This window comes from Halobiforma lacisalsi AJ5 (assembly GCF_000226975.2).
Classification (GTDB): Archaea; Halobacteriota; Halobacteria; order Halobacteriales; family Natrialbaceae; genus Natronobacterium; species Natronobacterium lacisalsi.
The window spans coordinates 3,054,409-3,078,487 of the sequence record NZ_CP019285.1; the positions used below are offsets into that span (position 1 = coordinate 3,054,409).

The following is a 24,079-nucleotide window of genomic DNA, read 5'->3' on the forward strand; positions in this document are numbered from 1 at the left end:
CGTTCTCACGGTCTCCTGTCCTCGAGAGCCACGACCGGAGGGAACTTTAAGAGAGTTGACTGTGTCCGTACGAGCAGGACGGTCGGACACTACCATGACAGACACAGACACAGACACAGACAGAAGCCTTCACCTCCCGGTCGCTGCACAGCCGAGCGTCGATACCATCGTCGACTACGCTCGACGCGGAGAAGAACGCGGCTACGAGTACGCCTGGCTCCCCGAAACGTGGGGCCGGGACGCCCCGACAGTGCTCACGAACATCGCGCGCGAGACCGAGACGATCGGCCTCGGGCCGAGCATCGTCAACGTCTACTCCCGGTCGCCGGCCCTGCTCGGCCAGACCGCGACGACCCTCCAGGAGGTCGCCGATGGCCGTCTCCGGATGGGGATCGCCCCCAGCGGCCCCGCCGTCATCGAGGGCTGGCACGGCGTCGACTTCGACCGCCCGCTACGGCGGACCCGCGAGTACCTCGAGATCATGCGCGCGGTCATGTCCGGCGAGACTGTCAACTACGACGGCCAGATTTTCTCGCTGTCGGGCTTCCGACTGCGCTGTGATCCGCCCGAAGACCCCGTGCCGATCGACGCCGCCGGCATGGGCCCCAAGTCGGTCGAACTCGCCGGCCGGTTCGCCGACGGCTGGCACGCAACCGTCTTCACGTCCGACGGCCTCGAGGATCGACTCGAGGACCTCCGCCGTGGCGCCGACCTGGGCGACCGCGACCCGGAGGACGTCCGCGTCACGCTCTCGCTGACGGCCTGCGCGCTCGAGGACGGCGAGCGCGCCCGCGAACTGGCGCGCGAGCACCTGGCGTTCTACGTCGGTGCGATGGGCACGTACTACCGCGAATCGCTCTCCCGACAGGGGTACGAGGACGAGGCCAACGAGATCGCTGCTGCCTGGGCAAGTGGCGACAAAGAGGGTGCCCTCGAGGCGATTCCGGAGGCGTTGCTCGACGCGATCGGGGCCGCCGGAACCCCCGAACGAGCCCGCGAGGAACTCCGGAAGTTCGAGGAGATCGACGGCCTCGACGATATCGCGATCGGCTTCCCCCGCGGAGCGACCCCCGAAGAGATCGAGGACACGATCGACCACCTCGCGCCCGCGTCGAAGCACTGACCTGCGCCGTCACCGGTCCTCGCTCGTTCGACCGGCGTTGCCCCGGTCCATGACACAGCAGCGCCTCGAGAGCCGATTTCTTCCGACATCGACCGTCGGATGGGTCCTCGCGAACTAAACGAATTCCTGAAAGTTCCGTTAGCGAGAGAATAACGAACTATGATATTGGCTTCGAGTCCTCCATGGGCAGCCAGAACCGTTCGGGGCGTACCACGGGGTCGACGATGCGAGAGGCAGTCAAATCGGTTCTCTTCCGCGGCGATGGGGCGACGACGATCGAAGAGTGCCGGCGCTGTGGAAAGACGATCGACGGGGCAGAGGGGGACTGTCCGGCTTGCGGCTGTGCCGATTTCGTCGAGTATCGAATTCAGTAACGCATCGGCTTTTCAGTCGGTTGCCTATCTGTCCCAGTAGCAACACCCCAACGGGAGCTACTCCCCGGATGGAAGCGGACCCGTCTCGATCCCGTCACGTCGTCCGTCGAGCACGCCGAACCGCTCCTCCCGCCGCGACTCGAGCCAGTAGAGGAGCCGTTCGGCCCACTCGAGTTTGCGGGCCTTGATCGGGCTCACGTCGGGGTCGTCGAAGTCCCAGCCGACGAAAACGAGGTCGACCGCCCCGAGCCAGTCGGCCAGAAACGCCGCGCGATCGCCGTCGGTGAACCCGCCTGGGTTTACGACGTGATCCGCCGGAGCCGCCTGCGTGGTCGGGAGGACGAACGCGTCCACGCAGTCGGGGACCACCGACCGGAGCGCGGGGACGTTATCCCCGTGGGCGTGGACCGCAACCGGTACTCCCTCCCGGGTCAACCGACGGACAGTCTCCGGGTTCTTGTCGAGGTCCGTGATCAGACAGTCGACCTCGAGGCCCCGGTCCCGAAGCACGTCCGCGGCCGTCGACGCCGCGAACACGACGTCGGCGTTCTCCGCGCGCTCGAGTTCGGCGTCACGCGTCAGTGAGGGGCCGGCCCCGGCGATGGCGACCCTCGCGCCGTCGGCCGCCGACAATCGATCGACGTCGAATGAGCCGGTGAGCGACGCGAGGAGATCACGCGCCCGCTCGTCCTCGGCGCGGTCGAAGCCGAAATCCTGCAGTATCGCCTCGTAGACCGGTTCCCAGTCGTCGAACTCCATACTCGTTCTCGGTCGGCGCTGCGCGCTCGAGACACTCGGCTCTACCGGTCGTGACCTGCATAGTCCGCGACGCCATCCCCTCTGCGTCGCTACTGGTCGGCGTAATGCCACAATAATTCCGTGTTGTGGGCCGGGGGTCGCCTCCGAAGTACCCCTACCCGGGAGGCCGCCCGGCGTCCACTCCCTCATTTCGAAGCATCCGGCATAAGCTTTCTCTTACTGTAGTATATTCTCTATTTCTACCGACAACGATCATATTCCCCCGTTCGACCCGTTCAATCGACCGAACTAGGAACGAGATTCCCTTGGTTCCCCGCTCGGTAATATCGTATTACCACGTAACTTGGAGACCCCCCTACAGCCGGACGGGTCAGTGTCCGATCGTGTTCGGTCAAGCGGGGATGGGCCTCGACTCGAGCACACGAGTCGTACGAGGAGAACGAAAAGAACTGGAGTCGGAGCGCCCGGTCCGTCGTTCGGGTGGAGCTACTCGTCGTCTTCGAGGACCGCCAGTCGTGCATCCCGGAGGAGGACCTTCTTGACGATCGACGGGTTCTCGAGCAGCCGATGTTTCGCGTGGGCACCGCGTCCGCGTCCCCGGCCCTCGCGTTCGGACTGGATCACGTTGAGGAAGTTCTGTTCCTGGAGGATCTCCTGGACCCGTCGCTCCGAGAGCACGTCGAAGTCGAGCCGGCGAGCGATCTCCTTGTACTGGTTGTAGATGATCTTCGTCGGGAACTCCTTCTCCGAACTGTTTTCGGTGAGGATCGTCAGCGCGTAGAGGATCGCCTTCGCCTGCTGTGGCGAGCCCTCGATCAACTCGTTGAACCGGTCGGCTTCGGTCTTCTCCTTGGCGTCCCGGACGTGGTCGGCGGTGACGCGACTGTCGTTTTGCTTCTTCGCGATCCGGCCGGCGTTCCGGAGGATATCGATCGCCTTGCGGGCGTCCCCGTGTTCCTGGGCCGCGAGCGCGGCCGTCAGCGGGATCACGTCGTCCGAGAGGACGCCGTCGTGGAACGCGTCGCGTCGCTTCTCCAAGATCTCGACGAGCTGGTTCGCATCGTAGGGCGGGAAGACGAGTTCGTCCCGGGAGAGGCTGGACTTGACCCGTTCCGAGAGGTGATCGGGGAAGTCGATCTTGTTCGAGATGCCGATGATCCCGATGCTCGAGTCCGAGATCCGCCGATTCTCGCCCGCCCGGGAGAGCTTCCGAAGGACCTCGTCGTCCTCGAGCATGTCGATCTCGTCTAAGATGACGATGGTCACGTCCGTACAGCGGTCGACGGCCTGCCAGAGCCGTTTGTAGTAGTCGCCCGTCCCGAGCCCCCGGTCGGGAATCGTCACGCCGCTGTCGTCGGGTTCGTTGACGATCTGTGCGATCGTCTTGATGATCGACGCCTCGGTGTTTTGCTCCCCGCAGTCGATGAAGGCGTACTTCACCGTGACGCCGTCGTGCTGGGCCTCCGAGATCACCCGCTGGGTGACCGACCGCGAGATGAGCGACTTGCCGGTACCGGTCTTGCCGAAGATGAACAGGTGGTTCGGCTCGCTCCCGAAGATAGCTGGATTCAGGGCGTCCGCGACCCGTTGCATCTGCTCGTCACGCCCGACGATCCGGTCCGGACCGGGCAGGTGCGTGATCTCGAGCAGCCGCTCGTCGGCGAAGACCGGATCGTCGTACCGAAAGAGTGGATCACGATCGTCGTTCGCGGACATTGCAGTACCGGGAGCCTACCAACTGGACTGAAATAAAGCTATGGAGATCGATCGCGGATGTAAAAGCGAAGCCTGAGAACCTGTCGAGTGCCTATTCGTCCCGAGCGGTCGAAATTCATCCGACTGCCTTCCTCGCGCTTCTAATCGATCGAGGGGGACCGTCGGTTCGCTTCGTCGGCGCGATCGATACTCGGCGACGGAGACCGACACCCCCCTCGCGGATGTAACGGCCGACGCTCATCCCGATGACTCGTAACTCAGGATTTTGCTGAACCAGTCGGTGTCATCGTTCAGCAAGAGGCCGAGAAAGTTGAGATAGCCCTGAAGATGATGCTTCGAGACACCTCTGAACTTCGCCAGCCACTGGCGAAGGAAGCTATGGCGGGTCTCGCCGCTGTCTCGTCGATGTCATCGTAGATCGTGTAGTCGTCGGTACAGAGAATCACCGTCTCATCGCCTCGGTCGGCAATCTCCTCGTCGACATCTTCGAGATTCTCTCGAACCAGAAATTCAACTCGTCCGTCGCTCCGACGGACGAGTGTCACGACCGGCGGTTTGTCCGACTCGAAGCTTCCTCGCCCCTTTTTTTGAGTCCGCGCTTGCGCGGACTCTCCTCTTTCTTCTCAATCCCTTTCTCGCCTGCTGTCACGTAGATCTCATCAGCTTCACACACCTCTGAAAGCGTCAGGTCGTCCAGTTCACCGCACATCTCTTGGAGATCATGGCGGAAGTTCAACACCGCCTCGTAGTCCCGCTCCAAGTCCGATGCGATCTGTGTCGTCGGCACAGATCGCATCTCCTTGATCATGTAGAACATCTCCTCGATGGGGAACTTCCGATGCTCGAAGACCGAATTCGTGAGGTCGTTGAAATATGTCTCACACCCCTTGCAACGGTACTGTTGAGCGCCTTTCCCCGTCGTCCCCTTCTTGATGACTGGGTTGCTCTCCCCGCAGTAGACACACGACACCGTCGCGCCGAATCGGGCGCGACGGAGTCGCTCGTAGCAGTCGTCCGGATTGGGAAGGAACACTTCTACCGAGTCCCTGTCCATCAACAGCAACCAACGAACTCCTCGCTACTGGAAGTTACGACTGGTCGGGATGAGCGACGGCCGAAATCTGGATCGACGGGGCTGGGGAAACGAGATCTGGTTCGAATAACCGACCGAAATCGCGTCTCGAAATAGAATCCACGTCCGTTCGACCGCAAAACTAGATCCCTCGCTCGAGCGGGGGCCCTCGAACCGGCCGTTTGGCACACACACACCACCGTCGCGGATGTAACGTTGACTAGGTGGGGGTGGGTGGAAGAAATCTGGCGATATTTCCATTTTCGCTCGACCACACCCGATATTTTACATCCGCGACGGTGGTGTGTTCCCGAACAGAACTCCCCCACACCCAATAGCGGTTACAAACGCGAGGGTGGTGTGTGCCCCATCCACGGGACCCAGAACAGCGAACCGACGCTCTCGAGAGGCCATACTTCGTCTCTTCCTCCCGAGTCGTCCCGTTCTCACCCTTCTTTCATGGTTCCCGCTATCGGTAACACCGATCTCCACACCTCTCCCGACTCTTCTGACTTCTCTACATTCTCCTCGCTTTAATTACTCTCACTAGTCTCTCTAGATTGTATCTAGAATCTAGAATCTAGAAACTATATGATGAAATGAAGAGGAAGAAGAGGTGACTGGGACGACCGACAACGGTCACGTCGTCCCTCCGCTCACGACCGTCCTGACCTTCTTCGGTCTCCAACGCCTCGAACCCTGTCGCTTCGAGTCCGTCTCGATCCGTCCCCGAAACCGAAACCCGTAACCTCGCGCTCCCGCCTGACTCTAGCAATGACCGAACCGTCGTCACCGACGGACGACTCGAGCACGCCGTCCGATCCGACCCGTCGAACGCCGCCGGCCGTCGCCGTCGTCGACGCGCAGTCACCCGGCAACGTTGGAACCATCGCCCGGGCAATGAAGAACTTCGGCTTCGAGGACCTCCTGCTGATCGATCCGCCGGAACTGGACCCCGAGGGCGAGGCCTACGGGTTCGCCGGTCACGCTCGGGAAGACGTTCTCCCGAACGCGACGGAGATCACCTTCGACGAACTGGTCTCGAACTACCACACCATCGGCTGTACGGCCGTCACCAACGAGGACGACCGGAGCCACGTCCGCTTCCCGTTCTCGACCCCCGCCGACCTCGCCGACCGGCTGCCGACCGTGGAGGCACCCACCGCCCTCGTCTTCGGGCGTGAACGCGTCGGGCTCACCAACGAGGAGCTCGCCGAGATCGACGAGATCTGTTCGATCCCGGCCGACGAGGAGTATCCCGTGCTCAACCTCGGCCAGGCCGCGACGGTAACTCTCTACGAACTGCGGACGCTGACGCTCGCGGGGGACGAGACGCAACTACCGGATCTCGAGCGCGTTCGCGCGCCCGAGGAGACGGTCGATCGCCTGTACGACCAGTGGGGCGATCTCCTCGAGGAGATCAACCACCCGGAGGAGAAACGCGAGAAGACGATGCGGATGCTCCGCAGAATCTACGGCCGGGCTGATCTCACCGCGCGCGAGGCGAACACCCTCCTCGGGCTGTTGCGGCGCGCGACGGAACGTCCCGAGCGGTAGCGCCGGTTCAGGACTCGAGAACGAGGCGGTCGTCGGTCGCGGAGATCCGGAGGTCGAACACCTCCGAAAGCAGGTTGATCGTCGGTCCGGACTTGGTCTCCGGATCGCAGTAGAAATGTGAGAACGCGTCGGCGCTGTCGACTCGCGAGGTAAGCAGGTGGAGGAACTTGAACAGCGTCTCCAGTTTGCTCTTGACGAGCAGTTCGGAAAGGATCTCGAACGACAGCGAGATGGTCGTTTCCGGCGAGTTGTGCTCGGCGATGACCCGCGAGATGGTCTCCCCGATCCCGTCCAGTCCGATCCCAGGATCTAGTTGAACGATCTCGAGGGGCACGTCGCGAAGGTCGAGGTCGTCGGCCGAGGACAGCGGTTGCCGTTTCGTCGTCAGCACGATCGTTCGGTCGGGCCACGACGACTGGTGAGCCTCGAGCAGGCGAAGGCGATCCGCGACGGCCGTCGTCACGAGGATCGCGACGTCGTAGGGGGCGAAGAAGTGGACCCTGGCGTTGTTGGCGCCCGTGCTGTCCGGCGATGCGAGGACCAGCGTGTTCCCGGTGCCATCGACCTCGCTGGCGACGTGCGTTCCCGACTGCACGCGTCCCTCGACGTGCTCGTAGAGATGGCGCTTGAACGCCCCGACGGCCTCGTCCTTGTCGTGTTTCAGGGTGGCCGCCCCGCACCGAGGACAGTTCCAGCCGATCTGGTACCCCTCCCTGTAGAGCGACCGACGGTTGTGCTCGAGCAGGTGCGAACTCACCGCGTCGCGGGTCGTCCCCTCCGACGGCGACCAGACCGTAAACTCGCACTGACGACAGTCCCACCTATAGACCATACATCCTCCCCCGCTCCGTGCCGGCCGTGATTGGGCCGGTATGCCGTTGGACAGTACGTATCATGTTTCGGCGAACGTGATGGAGGGGCTCGAGGCGGAGACCGCGAAGGTGGGGAGACGACCGGCAGGGCGGAATGCCATCGGAGAGATCATTCGTTCGAATCCGAGTCGTCCACTGCGTCGGTCGACGAGCCGCTTCCCCGCTCGCGCTTTTTCGCCGTGTAGTCCGACGGATCCGAGACGTACGTGTACTCCACCGAGTTCGTGACGGCTTCCCGGGAGGGGCGGTTCGCTTCGGCCCGCTTTTTCCGGACGAACTCGGCCCGGGACGTCGCGGCTTCGGAGACGTCGTCGCGCTCGAGGAACTCCCGGAGTCGCTCGAGCAGGCTCGGGTCCTCGAGTTCGACCAGCGTCGAGAGCGCGAACTTCGCGGTGAGTTCGTCCTCGTCGTCGAGCGCGCGAATCAGGTAGTCGACGACCCCGTCGGGATACTCCCGTTCGTTCTCGGCGACGCGGCCGAGCAGCCAGGTCGCGTTCCGCCGGATGTAGGCCGGCTGGTTCCCCTGCAGTATCGTCAGGAGTTGCGCCGCGAGATCCGGCGGCGAGGCGTCGAAGATCCCTTCGGCCACCTCGTGTCGAACGTCGTGGCTCCGTTCCGCGGGGGCGTTCGCGAGCAACTCGAGTATCGTCCGCGTCGCCGTCCGGCGGACGAGTTCGGAACCGTCCTCGAGGGCCTCGACCAGTAGTGGTAGCGGCTCCAGCGAGCCGAATCGATCGAGTTCGCCGACGGCGATGACTCGAACGGACTCCGTCTCCGAGCGCGCGGCGGGCGCGAGCGCTTCGACGGCCCGCCGCGTTCCGATCGAGGCAAGCGCCGCTGCCGCAGCGCGACGCACCTGATTCTGGGGGTCGTCCAGCCGCGACGCGAGCGCGTCGATAGCACGCGGGTCCCCGATCTTTCCACAGGCCTCGGCCGCTTTCGTTCGAACGCGAACGTCGGCGTCGGCGACGGCGTCGACGAGGGCCGGTACCGCGGTGTCGTCGCCGATGCGACCGACGGCGGCAGCCGCCACCATCCGGAACTCGGACTGGTCGGCGGCGAGCCAGTCGGTGACCCGGTCGACGTCCATCCACTTCGGCGGATCGTTGACCTCGCTCGCGGCGACCTCCTCGATCAGCCGCTCCAGGTAGCCCTCGTCGCGGAGGTACATCGCATCGATCGCGGCCGCACGTACGTCGTCGCTCTCGTCGTTCTTGGCCGTCCGGAGCAACGCCGTCCCGATCCGTTCCTCGCTCTGTGAATTCGTTCCCGTCCGAAGGCCGCCGAGTAGCTCCGCCGCTCGGTACCGGATGATCGGCTTCTCCGCGTCCGCCAGGTACTCGAGAAGCTTCAGTTCTTCCGAATCGCGTGCCAACTCGTACAGGAACGCCGTATCTCCCTCGCGCATGATCTGAATTTCCCCTGAAGTCCCGGCTACGCTCCGGATTGTCGGTCGAATCGCCGACGGCAATCGACCGCAACCCGAACCGATTGCTGTTCGAGAAATTATCACTCGATTACATAGTTGTTTGGGATCGGTACGTGTGATAGTTGGTTGGGATCGGGACGCATAACGCGTATTCGTCCCTACGGACGCCATGCCCCACTTCGCGGGGACGCTCGGGACGAACGGCGAGAAAGGAAGCGAGGAAGCTACCGGCTCTCGAGCACTCGACCGCGGCGCTCCGATTCGACTGCTGGTGTCTCGAATGCGGCGAACTCGCCGGTCGCCGTCGCGGTGCCGACCCACTCGCACTCGGCACAGGCGTACAGCCCCTGGCCATCGACCAGTGAGCTACCACATTCGGGGCAGGCTCCGTCGTTCGCTGCGGGTTCCACGGTTGGCTCCTCCCCCAGCGGCGTCGGAAGCTCGCCGGTCCGGAGCGTCGCGATGGCCTCGTCGGACGTGTACGTTTCATCCCCGTCGGCCTCCGAGTGCGGGAAGACGCCCACGAACTCGTCGTCAGCGTAGACCTCGAGACAGAGCAATGGCGTGACCAGCAACTCCCGCGTCTCGCCGGTCACCTGCGAGGTGCTGGTCCGTTCCCTGAACGGCGGGCGGATGCTCACCCCGCGGCGATCGGCCCACGACTCGAACCGCTCGTATGCCTTGAGGACCTCCTGGTGCGGGCTCGTCTCCGAGCGCGTGACCTCCTTGGGCCAGCTGCGCAACAGCAGGTCGTCGATCGCTCCCTCGGACTCGCAGGCCCGCAGCGTTTCGATCTGGCTGTCGACGGGCTCGAGCAGTAGGGGTGCGCGGACGTGGGCCACGATCGTACGTGTCGGTGCAGTCATCATTCGTACGGCCCACGTTCCCGCTGATAAATCTTTCTAGGATGTTAAACGATAACAAACAACTTCCCCGTCGGAAGAGCGCCTAGTCGGCGGACTCGGGCTCCGACTCGGGCGTTCCGCCGTCGGTTCGCGGCTGCGCTCGCTCGCTCGAGACGGTCGGCGTTCGGCCGCCGTGACGCGCCGCGGTCGGCTTCCAGCGGGAGCGCAGGAGCCGTCGGATCGCCCGTCGCTTGATCAGCACGAACCCGACGAGGATCGTCAGCAAGCCGACGATCGTCAACGAGTCGACGACCGACCCGAGGACGAGCCAGCTGATGACGATCGCGACGGCCGGCTCGGCGTACCCGACCAGGTTGACCTGCGTGGGGCCGCTCCGGTCGAGCAACTCGAAGTACAGCAGGAACGCGAATACGCCGGAGACGAAGGTGAGATAGACGTAGGAGACGATCGCGGTCGTCGTCAGTTCGATCGCGGCGATCGACTCACCCCGCAGGAACCCCCAGCCGAGCAACACGGCGGAGCCGAGGATCATCGCCCAGGCCTCGAGCGACTCGATCGGGAGATTCGACTCGATCGGCCGTACGAGGACGCCGCCCAGCGCGAACGCGATCGCCGAGGCGAAGACGAGGGCAGCCCCGACCGTCGCGTCCGCGCCGAGCATCGAGGGCGTCGGCTGCACGACCATGATCACGCCCAGCAGTCCGAGGGCGAACCCGACCAGACCGACGGGCCCAAGCCGTTCGCTCGGCAGTACGACACCGGCGAACGCGACCGTGAGGATCGGGGCCGTACTGACGAGCGTTGCGGCGACGGCTCCCGAAACGTACAGTTCGCCGACGTACAGCAGTCCGTGATAGAGCGCGATGACGAACGTCCCGGCGACGCCGACGGCGAGCCACTCCCCACGATCGGCGGGCCAGACGTGGTTCGTGGTAAGGACGGCGTATCCCAGAACGATCACGCCAGCCAGGGCGTACCGCAGCCCGGCGAACAACAGCGGCGGGACGTATTCGAGCCCGATCTCGATCGCGACGAACGACCCGCCCCAGCAGATCGCGAGTATCGAAAACAACACCAACTCGAGGTACTTCTCTGGAACTAATCCGGATATCTTCATATGGGATTCAGAATAGGTGGTTGTACTTAGTCCCTTCTACAACAAGGCCACTAATCTCGGATTGACAATCATACATATGGATTGCATTCAAACACCCTCCATATTGCGGTGGCACGTTGTAGATTTCTCCAATATCATCAGTCGAAGGACACTTGTTCTCCACCCTCGAGTGTGCGCGTATGGACGAGCGCGATGTGCGACTGTTGAAGGCGATTTCCGAACTCGGAACTGGAAGCCCGGAACAGCTCCACGAGGAAACGGACATCCCGGTCTCGACGATCCATTATCGGCTCTCCAACCTCCGTGAGGAGGGCATCATCACGAACGACCGGTACGACCTCGACCTCGAGAAACTCGGGCTGGGCGTGACCGTCATCGTCGAGGTCCACGCCGACTACCAGGGCTCATACGAGTCGTTCGCGGATCGGCTCCTGACGGTCGAAGGCGTTACGAACGTCTACTTCACGATGGGCGAGACGGACTTCATCGTCGTCGCTCGTCTGAGCAGCAGCGAGACCGTCGAGCGGCTGATCGCCGAATTCGAGCAACTCGAGGGCGTCGAGCGTACCGACTCGACGTTCGTCATCTCGGCGATCGAGGAACGGGACGCGTTACAGAGCTACGAACTGGAGACGTTGCTCGAGGAACTCGTCGACGACTGAGACGCCGACTGGCGTCGAACAGAAGGTGGGGAGATCAGGCGCGCTTCTGGATCTCCTCGCGCAGCAACTGACTCACGAGGTCGCCGTCGGCTTTCCCGCGAAGTGCGCCCATGCACTCGCCCATGAGTCCCGAGAAGGCCTGCATCCCCTCTTGCTCGACCTGGGCCTCGTTTCGCTCGACGACCTCGACGACAGCTTCCCGGACCTCTTCCTCGTCCGCACCGCCGAGCCCTTCTTCCTCGGCCGCCTCCTCGGCGGTCCGATCGGGGTCCTCGGCCAGCGCGGTCAACAGGTCCGGCACGCCCTCGTTGGGAAGCTCGCCGTCCTCGACCAGTTCGAGCACGCCGCGCAGATGTCCATCCTCGAGGTCCGCTACGGGGACGTCGTCGCGACGGAGTTCGGTCAGGGTCGACTCGAGCGTCGACGCGGCCAGTGTGGGGTCGATCCCGTCGGAGACGACGTCCTCGAACAGCGGCATGTGCTTCCCGTAGGCGACCTGTTCGGCCAGTCCTTCGCCGAGGTCGTACTCCGCCTGGTAGCGCTCGACCTTCTCGGTTAGCAGTTCGGGTTCGGGAACGTCACTCGGGTCGGGCTCGACTGGTGGTACGTCCGTCTCGGGGTACATCCGCGCCGCGCCCGGGAGCGGTCGCAGGTAGCGGGTCGTCCCGTCGTCGTTCGCGCCACGAGTCTCTTCGGGAACGCCCTCGAGGGCGGTTGCGGCGCGTTCGACGACGGCCTCGATGGCGGCCTCGGCCGTGTCGGTATCGTCGGCGACGATGGCGACGGCGTCCTCCGGCCCCGCGTCGACCGCGTCCCTGAGTGCCTCGACCTCCTCCTCGGTGACGCCGTAGGCCGGCAGTTCGTCGGTGTGGAAGATGCCGCCCGCGCCGTGGCGCTTCGCGTGGTCGGAGAACTCCGTGCCCAGACGGCGGTCCGGGGCGATCTCGCGGCCGACGAGGCCGTCGAAACCGTACAGCGGAACGGCCATCACGCTGCCGCCGGAGCCGAGCGCGCCCCGGATGACGCCGCTGTCCGTGTCCTCGAAGACCGCCGTGACGTCCTGCGTGTCGCCGATCGAGGCGTCCCGGTCGGCCAGTTCGTCGGCGATCTCGACGAGTTCGGCCTGCCGGGCGACCTCGTTGCGGACGATATCGTCGATGTCGTCCAGGCTCTGGACGCCCTTGATCTCGACGCGAGCGCCCTCCGCGATCGAGACGTTGACGTCCTGTCGGATCGTCCCGAGGCCACGCTTGACCTTGCCCGTCGAGCGGAGCAACATCCCGATCCGCTCGGCGGCCTCGAGCGCCTGCTCGGGCGTCGAGATGTCCGGCTCGGTGCCGATCTCGACCAGTGGGATGCCGAGCCGGTCGAGGCTGTAGCGAACCCCGTCGTCGGTCTCTTCGACGCGCTGGGCGCTTTCCTCCTCGAGCATGAGGTCCTCGACGCCGACGGTCCCCTCGCTCGTCTCGATCTCGCCGTCGGTCGCCATCAGCGTCGACCGCTGGAAGCCCGACGTGTTCGAGCCGTCGACGACGATCTTGCGCATGACGTGGGCCTGATCGACCGGCTCCATGTCCAGCAGCTGGGCGATTTCGAGGACCGTCTCGAGGGCCTCGTCGTCGAGTTCGTGGGGCGGCTCGTCGTCCTCCTCGACGAGACAGGTGGTGTCGTACGCGAGGTACTCGAACTCGCGGTCGACCTTGCTCTCCTCCAGGGCGGCCTCGTCGATCTCGCCGAGTTCGCTCCGTGTGGGGTGGAGGTAGCGGGTGAAGGTACGCTCGGCCTCCTCTGGCTCGCGGAGGTCGGTCGGACACTGACAGAACAGCTTCGTCGCCGTATCGAGTTGCTGGTGGATCTCCAGCCCGGCGACGAGTCCGAGCTCGTCGTAGTCGTACTCGGTCTCGCTCATTGCCGGTGACTCGGTGACGGAGGGGTAAAAAACCGTCCAGTTCGCGGTTCCGGCCGTCGAACGGTCAGTCGGCCGTCGATTCGGCGGCCGAGTCGACGCGGTCGGAGCCGATCCCCTCGAGCGCCCGCGACAGGCCCTCGAGCACCGTTTCCGGGGTCGCTTCTACGACTCCGTCCCGGTCGGAATCGCGAAGCCGCTCGTACCGTTGGCGGGCCGTCTCGCCCGCGAAGTTGCGCTCCTCGAGCGGTCGTCGATCCGTGACGACCAGCGCCGCCGGTTCGGCCGCCTCGAGGGTCTCGAGCACGACGCCCGCCGAGCCCAGCACGGGATCGGCCAGCACCGTTGCGTCGGCGGTCCGGATCCGTTCGGCGAGCGTTTCCCGGCGAGCCTCGGACAGCGCGGCGTGTGGCTCTGCCTCGATGACCTCGACTTCGATCTCGGCCGCGAGGCGGTCGGCGGTTTCGGTGACGACGCCCGGTGTTACGGGACCGACGGACGTAGTAAGGGTGATCGGGCGATCGGACCCGTCGAACGCGGTCTCGAGGCGCGCAAGCACGCCCGCGGCGGTCGTTCCCGTTCCGAGAACGTGAATCGCGAGGTCGGCCTCGACGTCGACGATCCGTCCGCCGTCGCCCTCGAGTCGGGCGGCGTCGGCGGACCGCTCGGTGCTCGGTCCGCGTTCGCCCCGATCGCCGGTGTCGACCGTCGCCGATTCGACGGCCGCCAGCGCATCGTCGCTGTCGGGCAGCGCCGTCACCGTTTCCGTCCCCGTCACCGGGTTCGGGGTCACCGTCGCCGTCGCGTCGAACGCGTCCGCGAGCGCCTCGCTCGTGAGTACCTCCGCGGGCGAGCCAACGCTTCTCACGCCGCCGTCGGTGACCATCACCAGTCGATCGCAGTACCGCGCGGCGAGATCGAGGTCGTGGATCGCCGCGACCGCGGTCCGGCCGTCGGCGACCAGCTCGCGGACCAGCTCGAGCGTCTCGATCGCGTGGTTGACGTCGAGGCTCGCGGTCGGTTCGTCCAGCAGGAGTGCGGGCGTCCCCTGGGCGATCGCTCGCGCGAGGACGACCCGCTGGCGCTGGCCGCCGCTGATCTCGTCGATCGGGCGGTCGGCGAGTTCGACCGTGCGAGTGTGCTCGAGCGCCCGGGCGACCGCGTCGCGATCCTCGGGGGTCGGCGGTGAGAACCGCGAGCGGTGGGGATGTCGCCCCATCTCGACGACGTCCCTGACGGGGAACGAAAACGAGAGCGTGGTGTCCTGCGGGACGACCGCGACGAGCCGGCTCGACTCCCGCGAGGGGACGTCGTGGACGTCGACGCCGTCGACCGTCACCCGTCCGGCATCGGGCTCGAGCGCCCCGCTGATCGTGCGCAGCAGGGTGGTCTTCCCAGCTCCGTTCGGGCCGACGAGTCCGACGAACTCGCCCGGTCGAACCGTCGCGGAGACGTCCTCGAGGACCGAGAGCTCGCCGAACGAGACGGACACGTCTTCGATAGCGATCGTCGCGGGGTCGACGTCGAACAGTGAGGCGGCGCTGTGGCTCCCGTTCTCTCGGTCGCCGCTCCCGTCTCCGTCGCTCCGAACGCCGAACGGATCGATCACAGCGCGTGCACCTCCCGTTTGGTGAGCAGATAGAGGAAAAACGGCGCGCCGAGCGCGGCCGTCACGATCCCGACGGGGACGATCGGCGTCCCGACCTCGAGACCCAGCGGAAGCGGCAGGGTGTCGAGTCGGGCGATCGTGTCGGTCGCGACGAGAAACGAGGCCCCCGCGAGCGCGCTGGTCGGCAGCAGAATCCGGTGGTCCGGCCCGACGATCAGGCGCATGATGTGGGGGACGATCAGGCCGACGAAGCCGATGACGCCGGCGACGGCCACCCCTGCGGCGGTGACGATGCTGGCCAGCGCGAGCAGGAGGAGCTTGGTCCGCTCGACGTCGACGCCGAGGTGGTGGGCGTCCTCCTCGCCCAGCAAGAGGACGTTCATCTCGCGTGCGTACGCGCCGAGGACGACCGTCCCGACGACGGCGACCGGCAAGGCGAACGTGACGTCGTCCCAGCTACTCCGGTGGAGGTGGCCCATCATCCAGACGACCGCCTCCCGCAGGTTCTCGCCGCTGAGAACCAGCATGTACGAGATCACCGCGCCGAGAAACGCCTGGACCGCGACGCCGGCCAGCAACAGGGTCGCGACCGGCGTCCGCCCGCCTTCGGTCGCGACCGCGTAGACGAACAGCGCGGTTCCGATCGCCCCGACGAAGGCGGGCACGTGGACGCTCGAGAACGGCAACAGGGCGGGGAACGCGATGGCGGCGACCGCTCCGGCTGCCGCGCCGGTCGAGACGCCGATGATCGACGGATCGGCGAGCGGATTCCTGAAGAACCCCTGCATGACCGTCCCCGCAGCAGCGAGCGAGAAGCCGACGACCGCGCCGAGGGCGATCCGTGGCAGTCGCACGTCCGTGACGATGGTCTGGTGGGCGGAGGGAACGTCGTAGGCGACGATCCCCGTGAGATTGAGCACCGCTTTCGAGACGGTGAGCGGGTCGATCCGGACGGGTCCGAGCATCGCGCTGCCGATCACGGTTCCGGCGAGGAGGACCGCAAGCGCCAGCGACCAGGTGAGGATCCGTCCGGAGACCCGGGGGATTCGCATGTCTGAAACCCCGATTGCATTAGTCAAATATTTGTTGGAGTGCCGTCTGTACTCCGGCGATGCGAAAGTCACTGGTCGTTATCGTCGCGGTATCGATGGCCCTCGCGTTCACGGTTGCTCCCGTCGCCGGAGCCGGTTTGGCGGCCGAGAGCGGACCGAACGCGGCGGCGGTGAGCGCACAGGAGTCGCCGACCTGCGAGTTCCCGTTCGAGGCGACCGACGCGACGGGCGAAACCGTCACCATCGAGGAGGAACCCGACGCTGTCGTCGCCTTGCAGCCAAGCGACGCACAGACGTTGTTCGAGATCGGCGCAGCGGACAAGGTCGTCGGCATGCCCGTCGGGCAGTACACCGCCTACCTCGAGGCCGACGAGGACCTCGACATCACCGAGGACGACGGCCTCACGCCGATCGTCGAGGAAGTGATCGCCGAGGAACCCGACGTCGTCCTGGCGGCCAACACCCTCGAGGACGACCCCGTAGTCGACCAGCTACGTGACGCCGGGCTGACCGTCTTCGTCTTCCCGACCGGCGAGTCCCTCGACGGCGTCGCCGAGAACGTCCGCTGGACCGGCGAGATCACCGGCGAGTGCGAGGGAGCCGAGGAGACCCTCGACTGGATGGACGAGACGCTGGCCGACATCGACGACGCGGTCCCGTCGGAGGACCGCCCACTGGCTTACTACGAGATGGGCGACGGCTTCACCGCCGGCGAAGGGACCTTCTCCCACGAACTCCTGACGACGGCCGGCCTCGAGAACCTCGGCGCGGAGATCGGTATCGAGGGCTGGCAGATGGTCGACGACGAGCAAGTCATCGAGGAAGATCCCGACTGGATCGTCTACGGCGAATCCTGGGGCGAACCGCCGGTCAGCGAGGGCGTGATGGAGACCTCGGCCTACCAGAACGAGCGGTTCGTCGCGGTGAACGACCAGTACATGAACCAGCCCGGCCCGCTCGTCGTGGTGGCGATCGCCGAGCTGGTCCACGAGGTCCACCCCGACGCGTACGAGGAGGCCGGCCTCGCCGACGACGACCGGATCGCAGAATACGGCGACCTCTCGAGCGACGAGGGCGAGGGCGATGGCGATGGCGATGGCAATGGTGACGAGACCGACGGCAGTGATAACGACGATGCCGACGAGTCGGACTCCGAAACGTCGGACGAGGAGGATACCGGCGACACCGACGCCGACGACACCGCGGAATCGGGCGACTCCATCCCCGGCTTCGGCGTCCCGGTCGCCGTCGCCGTCCTCGCGATGCTCGCGGTCGTCGGAGCCGCTCGCTCCGCTCGAGGAGCGTAACCCGGTTTCGCTTTCGTACCCCGTTCCGTCGCGAGCCACGGCCGATCGCGGGACGCGGAGTTCACAAGCGTTTACTCGTCGGCCTGCACACACCAACGCATGGTCGAGAACGTTATCTGGCCCGCTTACCTCGACGCGTCGCTCTCCCGCTCGGAGGGCCGTCGCGTCTCCGAGGACCTGGCCGTCGAGGAACCGACGGTCGACGAGATCGCGAAAGCCGTCCAGCAGATCGGATACGACGCCACGATAGAGCGGGACAAGTCCTACTCCCGCGAGCACTGGGCCCAGCGGGGCCGGGTCGTCGTCCGCGGCGCCGACGACTCGACGAAGAACGACCTCGTCCAGGCCGTGGCAGCGTACGTCGCCGCAATGCGCGAATGAGCATGCGTCGCGTCGGTACCGTCGTTCGAACGGCACAGGGACTCGCGGTGTTGCGGGCCGACGAGAGCGATGGGGACGACGACCGCTTCCGGAACGAAGTCGGTACCCCCGTCCTCGACGACTCGCTCGAGGAAGTCGGCCGCGTCGTCGACGTCTTCGGTCCCGTCGATCGACCCTACCTGGCCGTCTCACCGGGCGACGACGTACATCTCCCGTCGCTGGTCGGTGGGACGCTGTACGCACGATAATTCCTCGCTTCTCGAGTCCGGTCAGGGGAGCTCGCCGTCCGGCTCGTAGCAGTTGAACCGAGTGTGTACCGACTGGACGACCTCACCTTCCGGATCGATCACCTCGAGATCGAAGTCCCCGTGCTGTGGCGGCGCGCCGATCCGGACGGCGTACAGCTCGCCGTCCTCGTCGAGGGCGGGATCGATATCCGGCTCGAGGGCGCTCATCTCTCGATTGTCCCTGATCGGCACGTCCGCGATGAGGTCGCCGTCGCGGTTGCGTACGACGACCGCGTCGACCGACTCGTCGGTTGGTGCGTCGGCGTCGACGAGGATCCCGAGTGCGAGTTCCTCGTCACCGCGGATCACTTTCGCGCGTTCGAGGGGACCGTCCTCGAGGTTTGCACCCTTACTGGAACACCGGGCGATCGCTTCGTCGCTTCCGAGGCAACCGGCGGTCACGATCGGTACTCCGGCAGCGAGTCCGGTGACGAAATCGCGTCGCGATATGCTGGAGGGCACACCCCACTGTACGTGTTAGACTATCAATGTTTCTTCGATTCTGTCCCTCGTATTCGGTAACTCGACGCTGGTGATAACGGGGACTTGGTTCGATCCGGCCGGCGATCCGCTCGGCGATCCGCCGCCAACGAAAACACCCATACGACCGGGGTGCAAACGGCGCGTTATGAACGACCGGACGCGTATTCTCGGAGCCGTCGGCGTGACGGTTCTCCTCTTCCTCGGCGTGCAACTCGGCGCGCTGGCGCTGATCGAGCCCTTCTACGAGTCCGAGCGCCAGGCCGTCGAGAACCCCGAGGACCCGACCAACAGTGTCGTCTACTTCGGCATCATCCTCGCCGCGACCGCGCTCATGCTCGCGGCGTTCAAGTTCGACCAGCAGTGGCTGATCCGCGCGCTGATCGTCGGGGTAAGCGTGATGCTCTCCTGGTTCGTCTTCAGCGAGTTCGTCCCGCCGACGGTGACCGTCGGCTCGGTCAACGCCCTCGCCGCCCTCGCGGCGGCCGGCGTCGGGGCCGCGCTCCTCCTCTATCCCGAGTGGTACGTTATCGACCTCACCGGGATGTTGATGGGCGCCGGCGCGGCCGCGCTGTTCGGCATCAGCTTCGGCCTCCTCCCGGCACTGCTGTTGCTGACCGTCCTCGCGGTCTACGACGCGATCAGCGTCTACGGTACCGAACACATGCTCGACCTCGCGGAGGGCGTGATGGACCTGAAGATCCCCGTCGTGCTCGTCATCCCGACGACGCTGTCCTACTCCTACCTCGAGTCGGGCGCGGGCGAACCCGAGACGCTCGAGTCACTCGACGACGAGGCCGCCTCCGACGGCGGTGACAACCGGAGTCTCGAGGCAGACGGCGAGATGGATCCCGAACTCAAGCCGGATCCCTCGGTGTCGGAGGAGGGGGACGAGGACGCGGACCAAGACGACGGAGGGAAACTCGAGCGTGACGCCCTGTTCATCGGGCTGGGCGACGCAGTTATCCCGACGATCCTGGTCGTCAGCGCGGCCTTCTTCCTCGAAGTCGGCACGCTCGGCCTTCCCTGGATCGCGCTGAACCTCCCGGCGCTGGGGGCATTACTCGGCACGATCGCGGGCCTGCTGGTGCTCATGTACATGGTCCTGAAAGGCCGCGCGCACGCCGGCCTGCCGCTGCTCAACGGCGGCGCGATCGGGGGGTACCTGCTCGGCGCGCTCGCGAGCGGGCTGTCGATCGCGACCGCGCTCGGCTTCTAATCGCCCTCGAGATTCACTTCGACGCCGTCCCCGTGTTCGATCGCCTCGATCAGCGTGTCGATCCGTTCGGCCTCGGCCCCTCGATCGAACCCCGTCTCGTCGGGGTAGACGCCGACGATGACCAGGTGGTCCCCGCCCCGATCCGGGCGCGCGACCTCGACGACGGCGTCGACGGATATCTCCCGCAGCGTCGCTTCCCCCTCGAAGGTCTCGACCGTCGTCGTGTCGTCGAGCACCGTGACCGAGCGGCGATCGACGGGATCGTCGCCGACCTCGAGTTCGCCGTACCGGTCCTGGACGCGTTCGGCGATCTCGGCGCGGCTCATGTCGCCGACGGGATTGAAGTTCTCGCCGGCGACGCTGACCTCGGGGGTCGTCAGGAGACCGAAGACGCCGGCCTCGACGCCGTCCGTGTTCTCGTCCTCGTCGCCGTCACTCTCGTCGCCGTCGCCGCCGAACGGATCCAGCGGGAGATCGATCGTCCGGACGTACTCGCTGGCGTAGTTCGTCACCTCGACCGTCTCGCCCGCCACGGATTCCGTCCTGACGGACTCTTCGGTCCCGCGGTAGTCGTACCCGACCTCCGTCGCGACCGACTCGGGAACGATCGCCGGCGACGCCGACACCGTCGTCACGTCCTCGAGCAGGTCGCCGAGACAGCCAGTCGAGGCGACGACGCCGCCGGACGTAAGCGCCGCGACGAACTGCCGTCGGTGCATATCGGCTCCTCGACGTTCGGCGGGATAAGTCTCGGGCAGGCTATCACGCCCGTAGATGACGGGAGTCGGTGAACGGGACTCGAGCGGGGCAGGGCGGAGCAGGGCGGAGCAGGGCGGAGCGGGGAGGGGGCGAGATCTGGTGCTGATACCCAGTCAGTCGCCGTCGGACCCGTCCGGTTCCGGGTCGCTGTACGTCTTCGGATCCGGTGCCGGCGGCACCCCGTCGCCGTCACCCGGCTGTTCGGCGAGGTAGGAGAACTCGCCGTTCCCGTCGGGCGCGGTTCCCTGGGTCCACGGGAAGCCCGGATCCTCCTGGGGATCCCGGCGCGTCGAGATGAATGCGTAGTTGACGTCCTGATTCTCCTCCTCCTGCGGGAAACTCGCCGGCACCGGGACCGGATCGTCGAGGCTCTCGAGGGCCTCGAGCCACTGGTTCTGGTGCATGGTGTCCCGGGCGATGAGATAGGAGAGCATGTCCTTCATGCCGGGGTCGTCGGTGTACTCCCAGAGGCGGGTCGCGAGGGTGCGGCCGGTCGCCTCGGCCATCACGTTCGCGTAGAGGTCGCCCGCGAGGTTCCCCGAGGCGGCGACGTAGGCCCCGTCGAACGGCACGCCGTTGCTGTCGACCGGCATCGCGGAGAGTCCGGACGAAAGGAACTGCCGGGGGTTCTGTCCGGTCATCGCTGCGGCGGCGGCCGCCGTCTCCTCCGTTTCCTCGCGCATCTGCTTCGGCGAACCCCGGAGGTTCTTCGTGACCGCCGTCGCGAGCATCTCGATGTGGCCCAGCTCCTCGGTGGCGGTCTCCATGAGCAGCTTCCGGTAGGCCTCGTACTCTTCGGGCAGCGCCCACGCCTGGAACATGTACTGCAGGGCGACGCGCATCTCGCCCTCCTGGCCGCCGATCGCCTGCTGGAGGAGTTTCGCGAAGTGTGGGTCCGGTTCTTCGACGGTGACCTCGTACTGTAACTCCGGTTCGTGGAAGAACATTCGGACGAACGGATATCGAGTCCGTCCATGAAGATTTCACTTGCGAACCGACGGATAATTACGATCGGTGAACTACCTTCCGTGCGTGAAAAGGTCGGTTCAGCGAAGGTCAACCCGACCCGGAACAAACCTTTTTTCGCCCCTCGGTGACGGTGTCGTAGGCCGATCTCGATGCCAAAGAACCACGACACCGAGACGAAGACGACCCGAACCGGACCCTCCCGGCGTCGCGTCCTCGAGTACGGCGGCGTCGCGGTAACGGGTGGTATCGTCGGCACGACGGGAGCCGCTGGGGCGACCGGCGACGACGTGAACGAGGCTCCGACCGGGGACGAATCGTCCTCATCCCCGTCCCCTCACAGTGCCGTCGACGGCGCGATGTTCGCCTACCAGTACGCCCCCGGGCGGGTCAGAGTCCCCGAACGGGACCTCGAGTGGCGGCCGTCGGCGCTCGCCCCGTCGTACCGGACCCACGTCGTCAGTTACGAGCGGTCGCCGTCGCTTCGAGCGTTCCTGTTTACGGACGGGGGGCTGTCGACGGAAACCGACGGGAACGGATTCGACACGTTTGCCCTCCGGGACGTATCCGGTTGCCCCGCGGGATCCGGATCCGTCCCCCTGACCGGCGTCGAACTCGAACTCGAATTCGAACGCGAGCACGAGTGACGGGACCGGTGGTCGCCCGCGTTCGCACTCATGTCTCCGGTATCGCCGCTGCGTTCGTCGCAGTGTTCCGTTCCCGCTACCGAGCCAGTAGTCGCTGCCGTCGCCGTCACCGTCGCTCGAGGCGGTTCCCGGTCGACGCGATCCGGCCGGACCCGTCGACCGTCGTCAACCGTCCAACGACAGCCGGGGTGAGTGACCACGAATGACCGATGGTAGCGAGAAACGCCGGGCCGCCGCCCGGTGTGATCGGTGCGGAACGATCGGGCTCGTCAGGATCTGGGAGAACGGCCGAATCGAACCGGTCAGCGGCCGCGGTATCTGTGACTGTGCCGATCCGGCGCTCCGGATCCTCGAGGGGGAGGAGGTCGACGATCTCGAGGACGAACCGTAAGCGCCGGCGAAAAATAGCGTTCCGTTACTCGGACGGCAGCCGGTAGGTCGGCCCGTCGTCGGTATCCTGAACCTCGATCCCCAGGGCCTCGAGTTCGTCGCGCAACTCGTCGGCCCGCTCGTAGTTGCCGTCCTCGCGTTCCTGCTCGCGGACGTCGAGCACGAGGTCGACCACGTCGCCGGCGAGGTCGGCCTTCCCCGTCGTCTCGCCCGTGAAGGAGAGCCCGAGGACGCCGCCCAGTTCCTTCAGGGTCTCGACGGCCTCGCGAAGCCCGCGGTAGTCGTACTCCTCGCGGCCTTCGAGGTGGCTGTTGATCGCCGTCGCGACCTCGAGCAGCGCCGACTGGGCCTCCCGGGTGTTGAAGTCGTCGTTCATGGCCTCGACGAACGCTTCGCGGGCGTCCCCGACTGTGGCGCGGAACTCCGCGTCTTCGACTTTCGTCCGGGCGTCCGGCGAGTCGACGGCGTCGAGGGCCGCCTCGTAGGCGCGCTCGAGTCGCTCCCAGCGTTCCTCGGCCTCGGCGATCGTCTCGTCGGAGTACAGCTGCGTGCTGTTGTACGACCCCGCGGTCAGGAACGTCCGCAGGACGTTCGTTCCCCAGCGTTCGACCGCGTCCTCGACGGTGACGAAGTTCCCCAGGCTCGAGGACATCTTCTCGTCGTCCATCTCGAACAGCTCACAGTGGAGCCAGTAGTTCGCGAACGTCGCGTCGGTCGCCGCCTCGGACTGGGCGATCTCGTTTTCGTGGTGGGGGAAGACGAGGTCGCGGCCGCCGACGTGGAGGTCCAGCGTCTCGTCGAGGTGGGTCATGCTCATCGCGGAGCACTCGATGTGCCAGCCGGGCCGTCCCTCGCCCCACGGCGAGTCCCAGGTCTGGGCGGTCTCGCAGGCCTGTTCCGGCTCTGCCGCGCCCTCGTGGCGGTGTTCCTCGATCGCGTCGGCGTCGACGCCGCCGGCCTTCCAGAGCGCGAAGTCCGCGGGATGGCGCTTCTCCGAGCGCTCGTCGGGGTCGCCCTGGGACTCGATCTCCTCGAGTTCCTGGTTCGAGAGCTTGCCGTAGTCGTCGAACTGCGTTACGTCGAAGTAGACCGACCCGTTCGACTCGTAGGCGTACCCCTTCTCGACCAGGGTTTCGACCAGGTCGATGATCTCCGGGACGTGTTCCGATACGCGGGGATAGACTTCCGCCCGCAGGAGGTTCAGTGAGCGCATATCCGAGAGGGTGCGCTCGATGTAGCTTTCGGCGACCTCGCTCTCGTCCTCGCCCAGGCCGTCCTCGCCGACGCGGGCGACGATCTTCTCGTTGACGTCGGTGAAGTTCTCGACGTGACGCACGTCGTACCCGAGGAACTCGAGCCAGCGGTGCATGACGTCGACGTGGACCCACGACCGCGCGTGGCCCAGATGGGGCGGGTCGGAGACCGTCAGGCCACAGTAGTAGAGCAAGACGTTATCGGGGTCCTGTGGCTCGAACGGCTCCGTTTCGCCCGTCAACGTGTTCGTCACGTGTAGGGTCATTACCCGTATT

General features: G+C 65.7%; 22 protein-coding genes and 1 pseudogene. 9 read left to right on the forward strand and 14 right to left on the reverse strand.

Annotated features, from left to right (window positions below; genetic code table 11):
• Positions 1-94 precede the first annotated feature (94 nt).
• On the forward strand, positions 95-1,123 hold the full coding sequence (locus tag CHINAEXTREME_RS14865) for a TIGR04024 family LLM class F420-dependent oxidoreductase (RefSeq protein WP_007142976.1): 1,029 nt from the start codon (positions 95-97) through the stop codon (positions 1,121-1,123).
• A gap of 431 nt (positions 1,124-1,554) precedes the next feature.
• Here the strand turns inward: CHINAEXTREME_RS14865 and CHINAEXTREME_RS14875 are convergent, their stop codons facing one another.
• The 3 genes and pseudogenes from CHINAEXTREME_RS14875 to CHINAEXTREME_RS21280 form a co-directional block, all read right to left on the reverse strand.
• Positions 1,555-2,256 (reverse strand): 6-hydroxymethylpterin diphosphokinase MptE-like protein, encoded by a 702-nt coding sequence (locus tag CHINAEXTREME_RS14875; protein ID WP_007142974.1) that lies wholly within the window; start codon positions 2,254-2,256, stop codon positions 1,555-1,557.
• Positions 2,257-2,742: 486 nt separating this feature from the next.
• Positions 2,743-3,972 carry a Cdc6/Cdc18 family protein gene (locus CHINAEXTREME_RS14880; protein WP_007142973.1) on the reverse strand — a complete coding sequence of 410 codons (1,230 nt, stop codon included), beginning with the start codon at positions 3,970-3,972 and terminating at the stop codon, positions 2,743-2,745.
• Between the two features lie 237 nt (positions 3,973-4,209).
• A pseudogene (locus CHINAEXTREME_RS21280) lies at positions 4,210-5,026 on the reverse strand (IS1595 family transposase).
• Positions 5,027-5,818: 792 nt separating this feature from the next.
• Here CHINAEXTREME_RS21280 and CHINAEXTREME_RS14895 point away from each other — a divergent pair.
• Entirely contained in the window at positions 5,819-6,601 is a 783-nt protein-coding gene (locus CHINAEXTREME_RS14895) for an RNA methyltransferase (protein WP_007143031.1), read from the forward strand.
• 7 nt (positions 6,602-6,608) lie between these two features.
• On the opposite strand, the gene CHINAEXTREME_RS14900 is transcribed toward CHINAEXTREME_RS14895, so the two are convergent.
• The 4 genes from CHINAEXTREME_RS14900 to CHINAEXTREME_RS14915 form a co-directional block, all read right to left on the reverse strand.
• Entirely contained in the window at positions 6,609-7,433 is an 825-nt protein-coding gene (locus CHINAEXTREME_RS14900) for a DUF7504 family protein (RefSeq protein ID WP_007143030.1), read from the reverse strand.
• A 149-nt stretch (positions 7,434-7,582) separates the two neighbouring features.
• Positions 7,583-8,881, reverse strand: coding sequence for a HEAT repeat domain-containing protein (locus CHINAEXTREME_RS14905; RefSeq protein ID WP_007143029.1), 1,299 nt, complete (start codon positions 8,879-8,881; stop codon positions 7,583-7,585).
• A gap of 245 nt (positions 8,882-9,126) precedes the next feature.
• Positions 9,127-9,768, reverse strand: coding sequence for an HTH domain-containing protein (locus tag CHINAEXTREME_RS14910; RefSeq protein WP_007143028.1), 642 nt, complete (start codon positions 9,766-9,768; stop codon positions 9,127-9,129).
• 82 nt (positions 9,769-9,850) lie between these two features.
• Entirely contained in the window at positions 9,851-10,885 is a 1,035-nt protein-coding gene (locus CHINAEXTREME_RS14915; protein WP_193790382.1) for a DMT family transporter, read from the reverse strand.
• 179 nt (positions 10,886-11,064) lie between these two features.
• Between CHINAEXTREME_RS14915 and CHINAEXTREME_RS14920 the strand changes: the two genes are divergently transcribed.
• On the forward strand, positions 11,065-11,547 hold the full coding sequence (locus CHINAEXTREME_RS14920; RefSeq protein ID WP_007143026.1) for an Lrp/AsnC family transcriptional regulator: 483 nt from the start codon (positions 11,065-11,067) through the stop codon (positions 11,545-11,547).
• 34 nt (positions 11,548-11,581) lie between these two features.
• On the opposite strand, the gene gatE is transcribed toward CHINAEXTREME_RS14920, so the two are convergent.
• From gatE to btuC, 3 genes are all read right to left on the reverse strand, one after another.
• Complete coding sequence (gene gatE, locus CHINAEXTREME_RS14925) at positions 11,582-13,456, reverse strand: Glu-tRNA(Gln) amidotransferase subunit GatE (RefSeq protein WP_007143025.1); 1,875 nt, start codon at positions 13,454-13,456, stop codon at positions 11,582-11,584.
• Between the two features lie 64 nt (positions 13,457-13,520).
• Positions 13,521-15,062, reverse strand: coding sequence for an ABC transporter ATP-binding protein (locus CHINAEXTREME_RS14930; RefSeq protein ID WP_007143024.1), 1,542 nt, complete (start codon positions 15,060-15,062; stop codon positions 13,521-13,523).
• Positions 15,059-16,114, reverse strand: a complete 1,056-nt coding sequence (gene btuC / locus CHINAEXTREME_RS14935; RefSeq protein WP_007143023.1) for a vitamin B12 ABC transporter permease BtuC — start codon at positions 16,112-16,114, stop codon at positions 15,059-15,061. Before btuC ends, CHINAEXTREME_RS14930 begins: the two co-directional genes overlap by 4 nt.
• Positions 16,115-16,173: 59 nt before the next feature.
• Between btuC and CHINAEXTREME_RS14940 the strand changes: the two genes are divergently transcribed.
• The 3 genes from CHINAEXTREME_RS14940 to CHINAEXTREME_RS14950 all read left to right on the forward strand — a co-directional run bounded on the left by CHINAEXTREME_RS14940 (position 16,174) and on the right by CHINAEXTREME_RS14950 (position 18,050).
• Positions 16,174-17,421: a PGF-CTERM-anchored ABC transporter substrate-binding protein gene (locus tag CHINAEXTREME_RS14940; RefSeq protein WP_007143022.1), complete on the forward strand. Its 1,248-nt coding sequence runs from the start codon at positions 16,174-16,176 to the stop codon at positions 17,419-17,421.
• A gap of 99 nt (positions 17,422-17,520) precedes the next feature.
• Complete coding sequence (gene srp19, locus CHINAEXTREME_RS14945) at positions 17,521-17,802, forward strand: signal recognition particle subunit SRP19 (RefSeq protein ID WP_007143021.1); 282 nt, start codon at positions 17,521-17,523, stop codon at positions 17,800-17,802.
• A gap of 2 nt (positions 17,803-17,804) precedes the next feature.
• A complete protein-coding gene (locus CHINAEXTREME_RS14950) occupies positions 17,805-18,050 on the forward strand; it encodes an H/ACA ribonucleoprotein complex subunit GAR1 (protein WP_007143020.1) in 246 nt (81 codons plus the stop codon).
• A 21-nt stretch (positions 18,051-18,071) separates the two neighbouring features.
• On the opposite strand, the gene CHINAEXTREME_RS14955 is transcribed toward CHINAEXTREME_RS14950, so the two are convergent.
• Complete coding sequence (locus tag CHINAEXTREME_RS14955) at positions 18,072-18,491, reverse strand: hypothetical protein (protein WP_010546786.1); 420 nt, start codon at positions 18,489-18,491, stop codon at positions 18,072-18,074.
• A gap of 226 nt (positions 18,492-18,717) precedes the next feature.
• On the opposite strand from CHINAEXTREME_RS14955, the gene CHINAEXTREME_RS14960 reads away from it, so the two are divergent.
• Complete coding sequence (locus tag CHINAEXTREME_RS14960) at positions 18,718-19,788, forward strand: presenilin family intramembrane aspartyl protease PSH (protein WP_007143018.1); 1,071 nt, start codon at positions 18,718-18,720, stop codon at positions 19,786-19,788.
• Here the strand turns inward: CHINAEXTREME_RS14960 and CHINAEXTREME_RS14965 are convergent.
• The gene (locus tag CHINAEXTREME_RS14965; protein ID WP_007143017.1) at positions 19,785-20,507 is read right to left on the reverse strand and encodes a DUF6517 family protein; all 723 of its coding nucleotides are present in this window, start codon (positions 20,505-20,507) and stop codon (positions 19,785-19,787) included. The two genes, CHINAEXTREME_RS14960 and CHINAEXTREME_RS14965, sit on opposite strands and share 4 nt — an antisense overlap.
• Before the next feature lie 153 nt (positions 20,508-20,660).
• Positions 20,661-21,494 (reverse strand): manganese catalase family protein, encoded by an 834-nt coding sequence (locus CHINAEXTREME_RS14970; protein WP_007143016.1) that lies wholly within the window; start codon positions 21,492-21,494, stop codon positions 20,661-20,663.
• Between the two features lie 171 nt (positions 21,495-21,665).
• On the opposite strand from CHINAEXTREME_RS14970, the gene CHINAEXTREME_RS14975 reads away from it, so the two are divergent.
• Together CHINAEXTREME_RS14975 and CHINAEXTREME_RS14980 are read left to right on the forward strand one after the other, a co-directional pair.
• The gene (locus tag CHINAEXTREME_RS14975) at positions 21,666-22,160 is read left to right on the forward strand and encodes a hypothetical protein (RefSeq protein WP_007143015.1); all 495 of its coding nucleotides are present in this window, start codon (positions 21,666-21,668) and stop codon (positions 22,158-22,160) included.
• Positions 22,161-22,362: 202 nt separating this feature from the next.
• Positions 22,363-22,551: a hypothetical protein gene (locus CHINAEXTREME_RS14980; RefSeq protein WP_007143014.1), complete on the forward strand. Its 189-nt coding sequence runs from the start codon at positions 22,363-22,365 to the stop codon at positions 22,549-22,551.
• A 24-nt stretch (positions 22,552-22,575) separates the two neighbouring features.
• Here the strand turns inward: CHINAEXTREME_RS14980 and cysS are convergent, their stop codons facing one another.
• A complete protein-coding gene (gene cysS, locus CHINAEXTREME_RS14985) occupies positions 22,576-24,069 on the reverse strand; it encodes a cysteine--tRNA ligase (RefSeq protein ID WP_007143013.1) in 1,494 nt (497 codons plus the stop codon).
• Between the last annotated feature and the right edge of the window lie 10 nt (positions 24,070-24,079).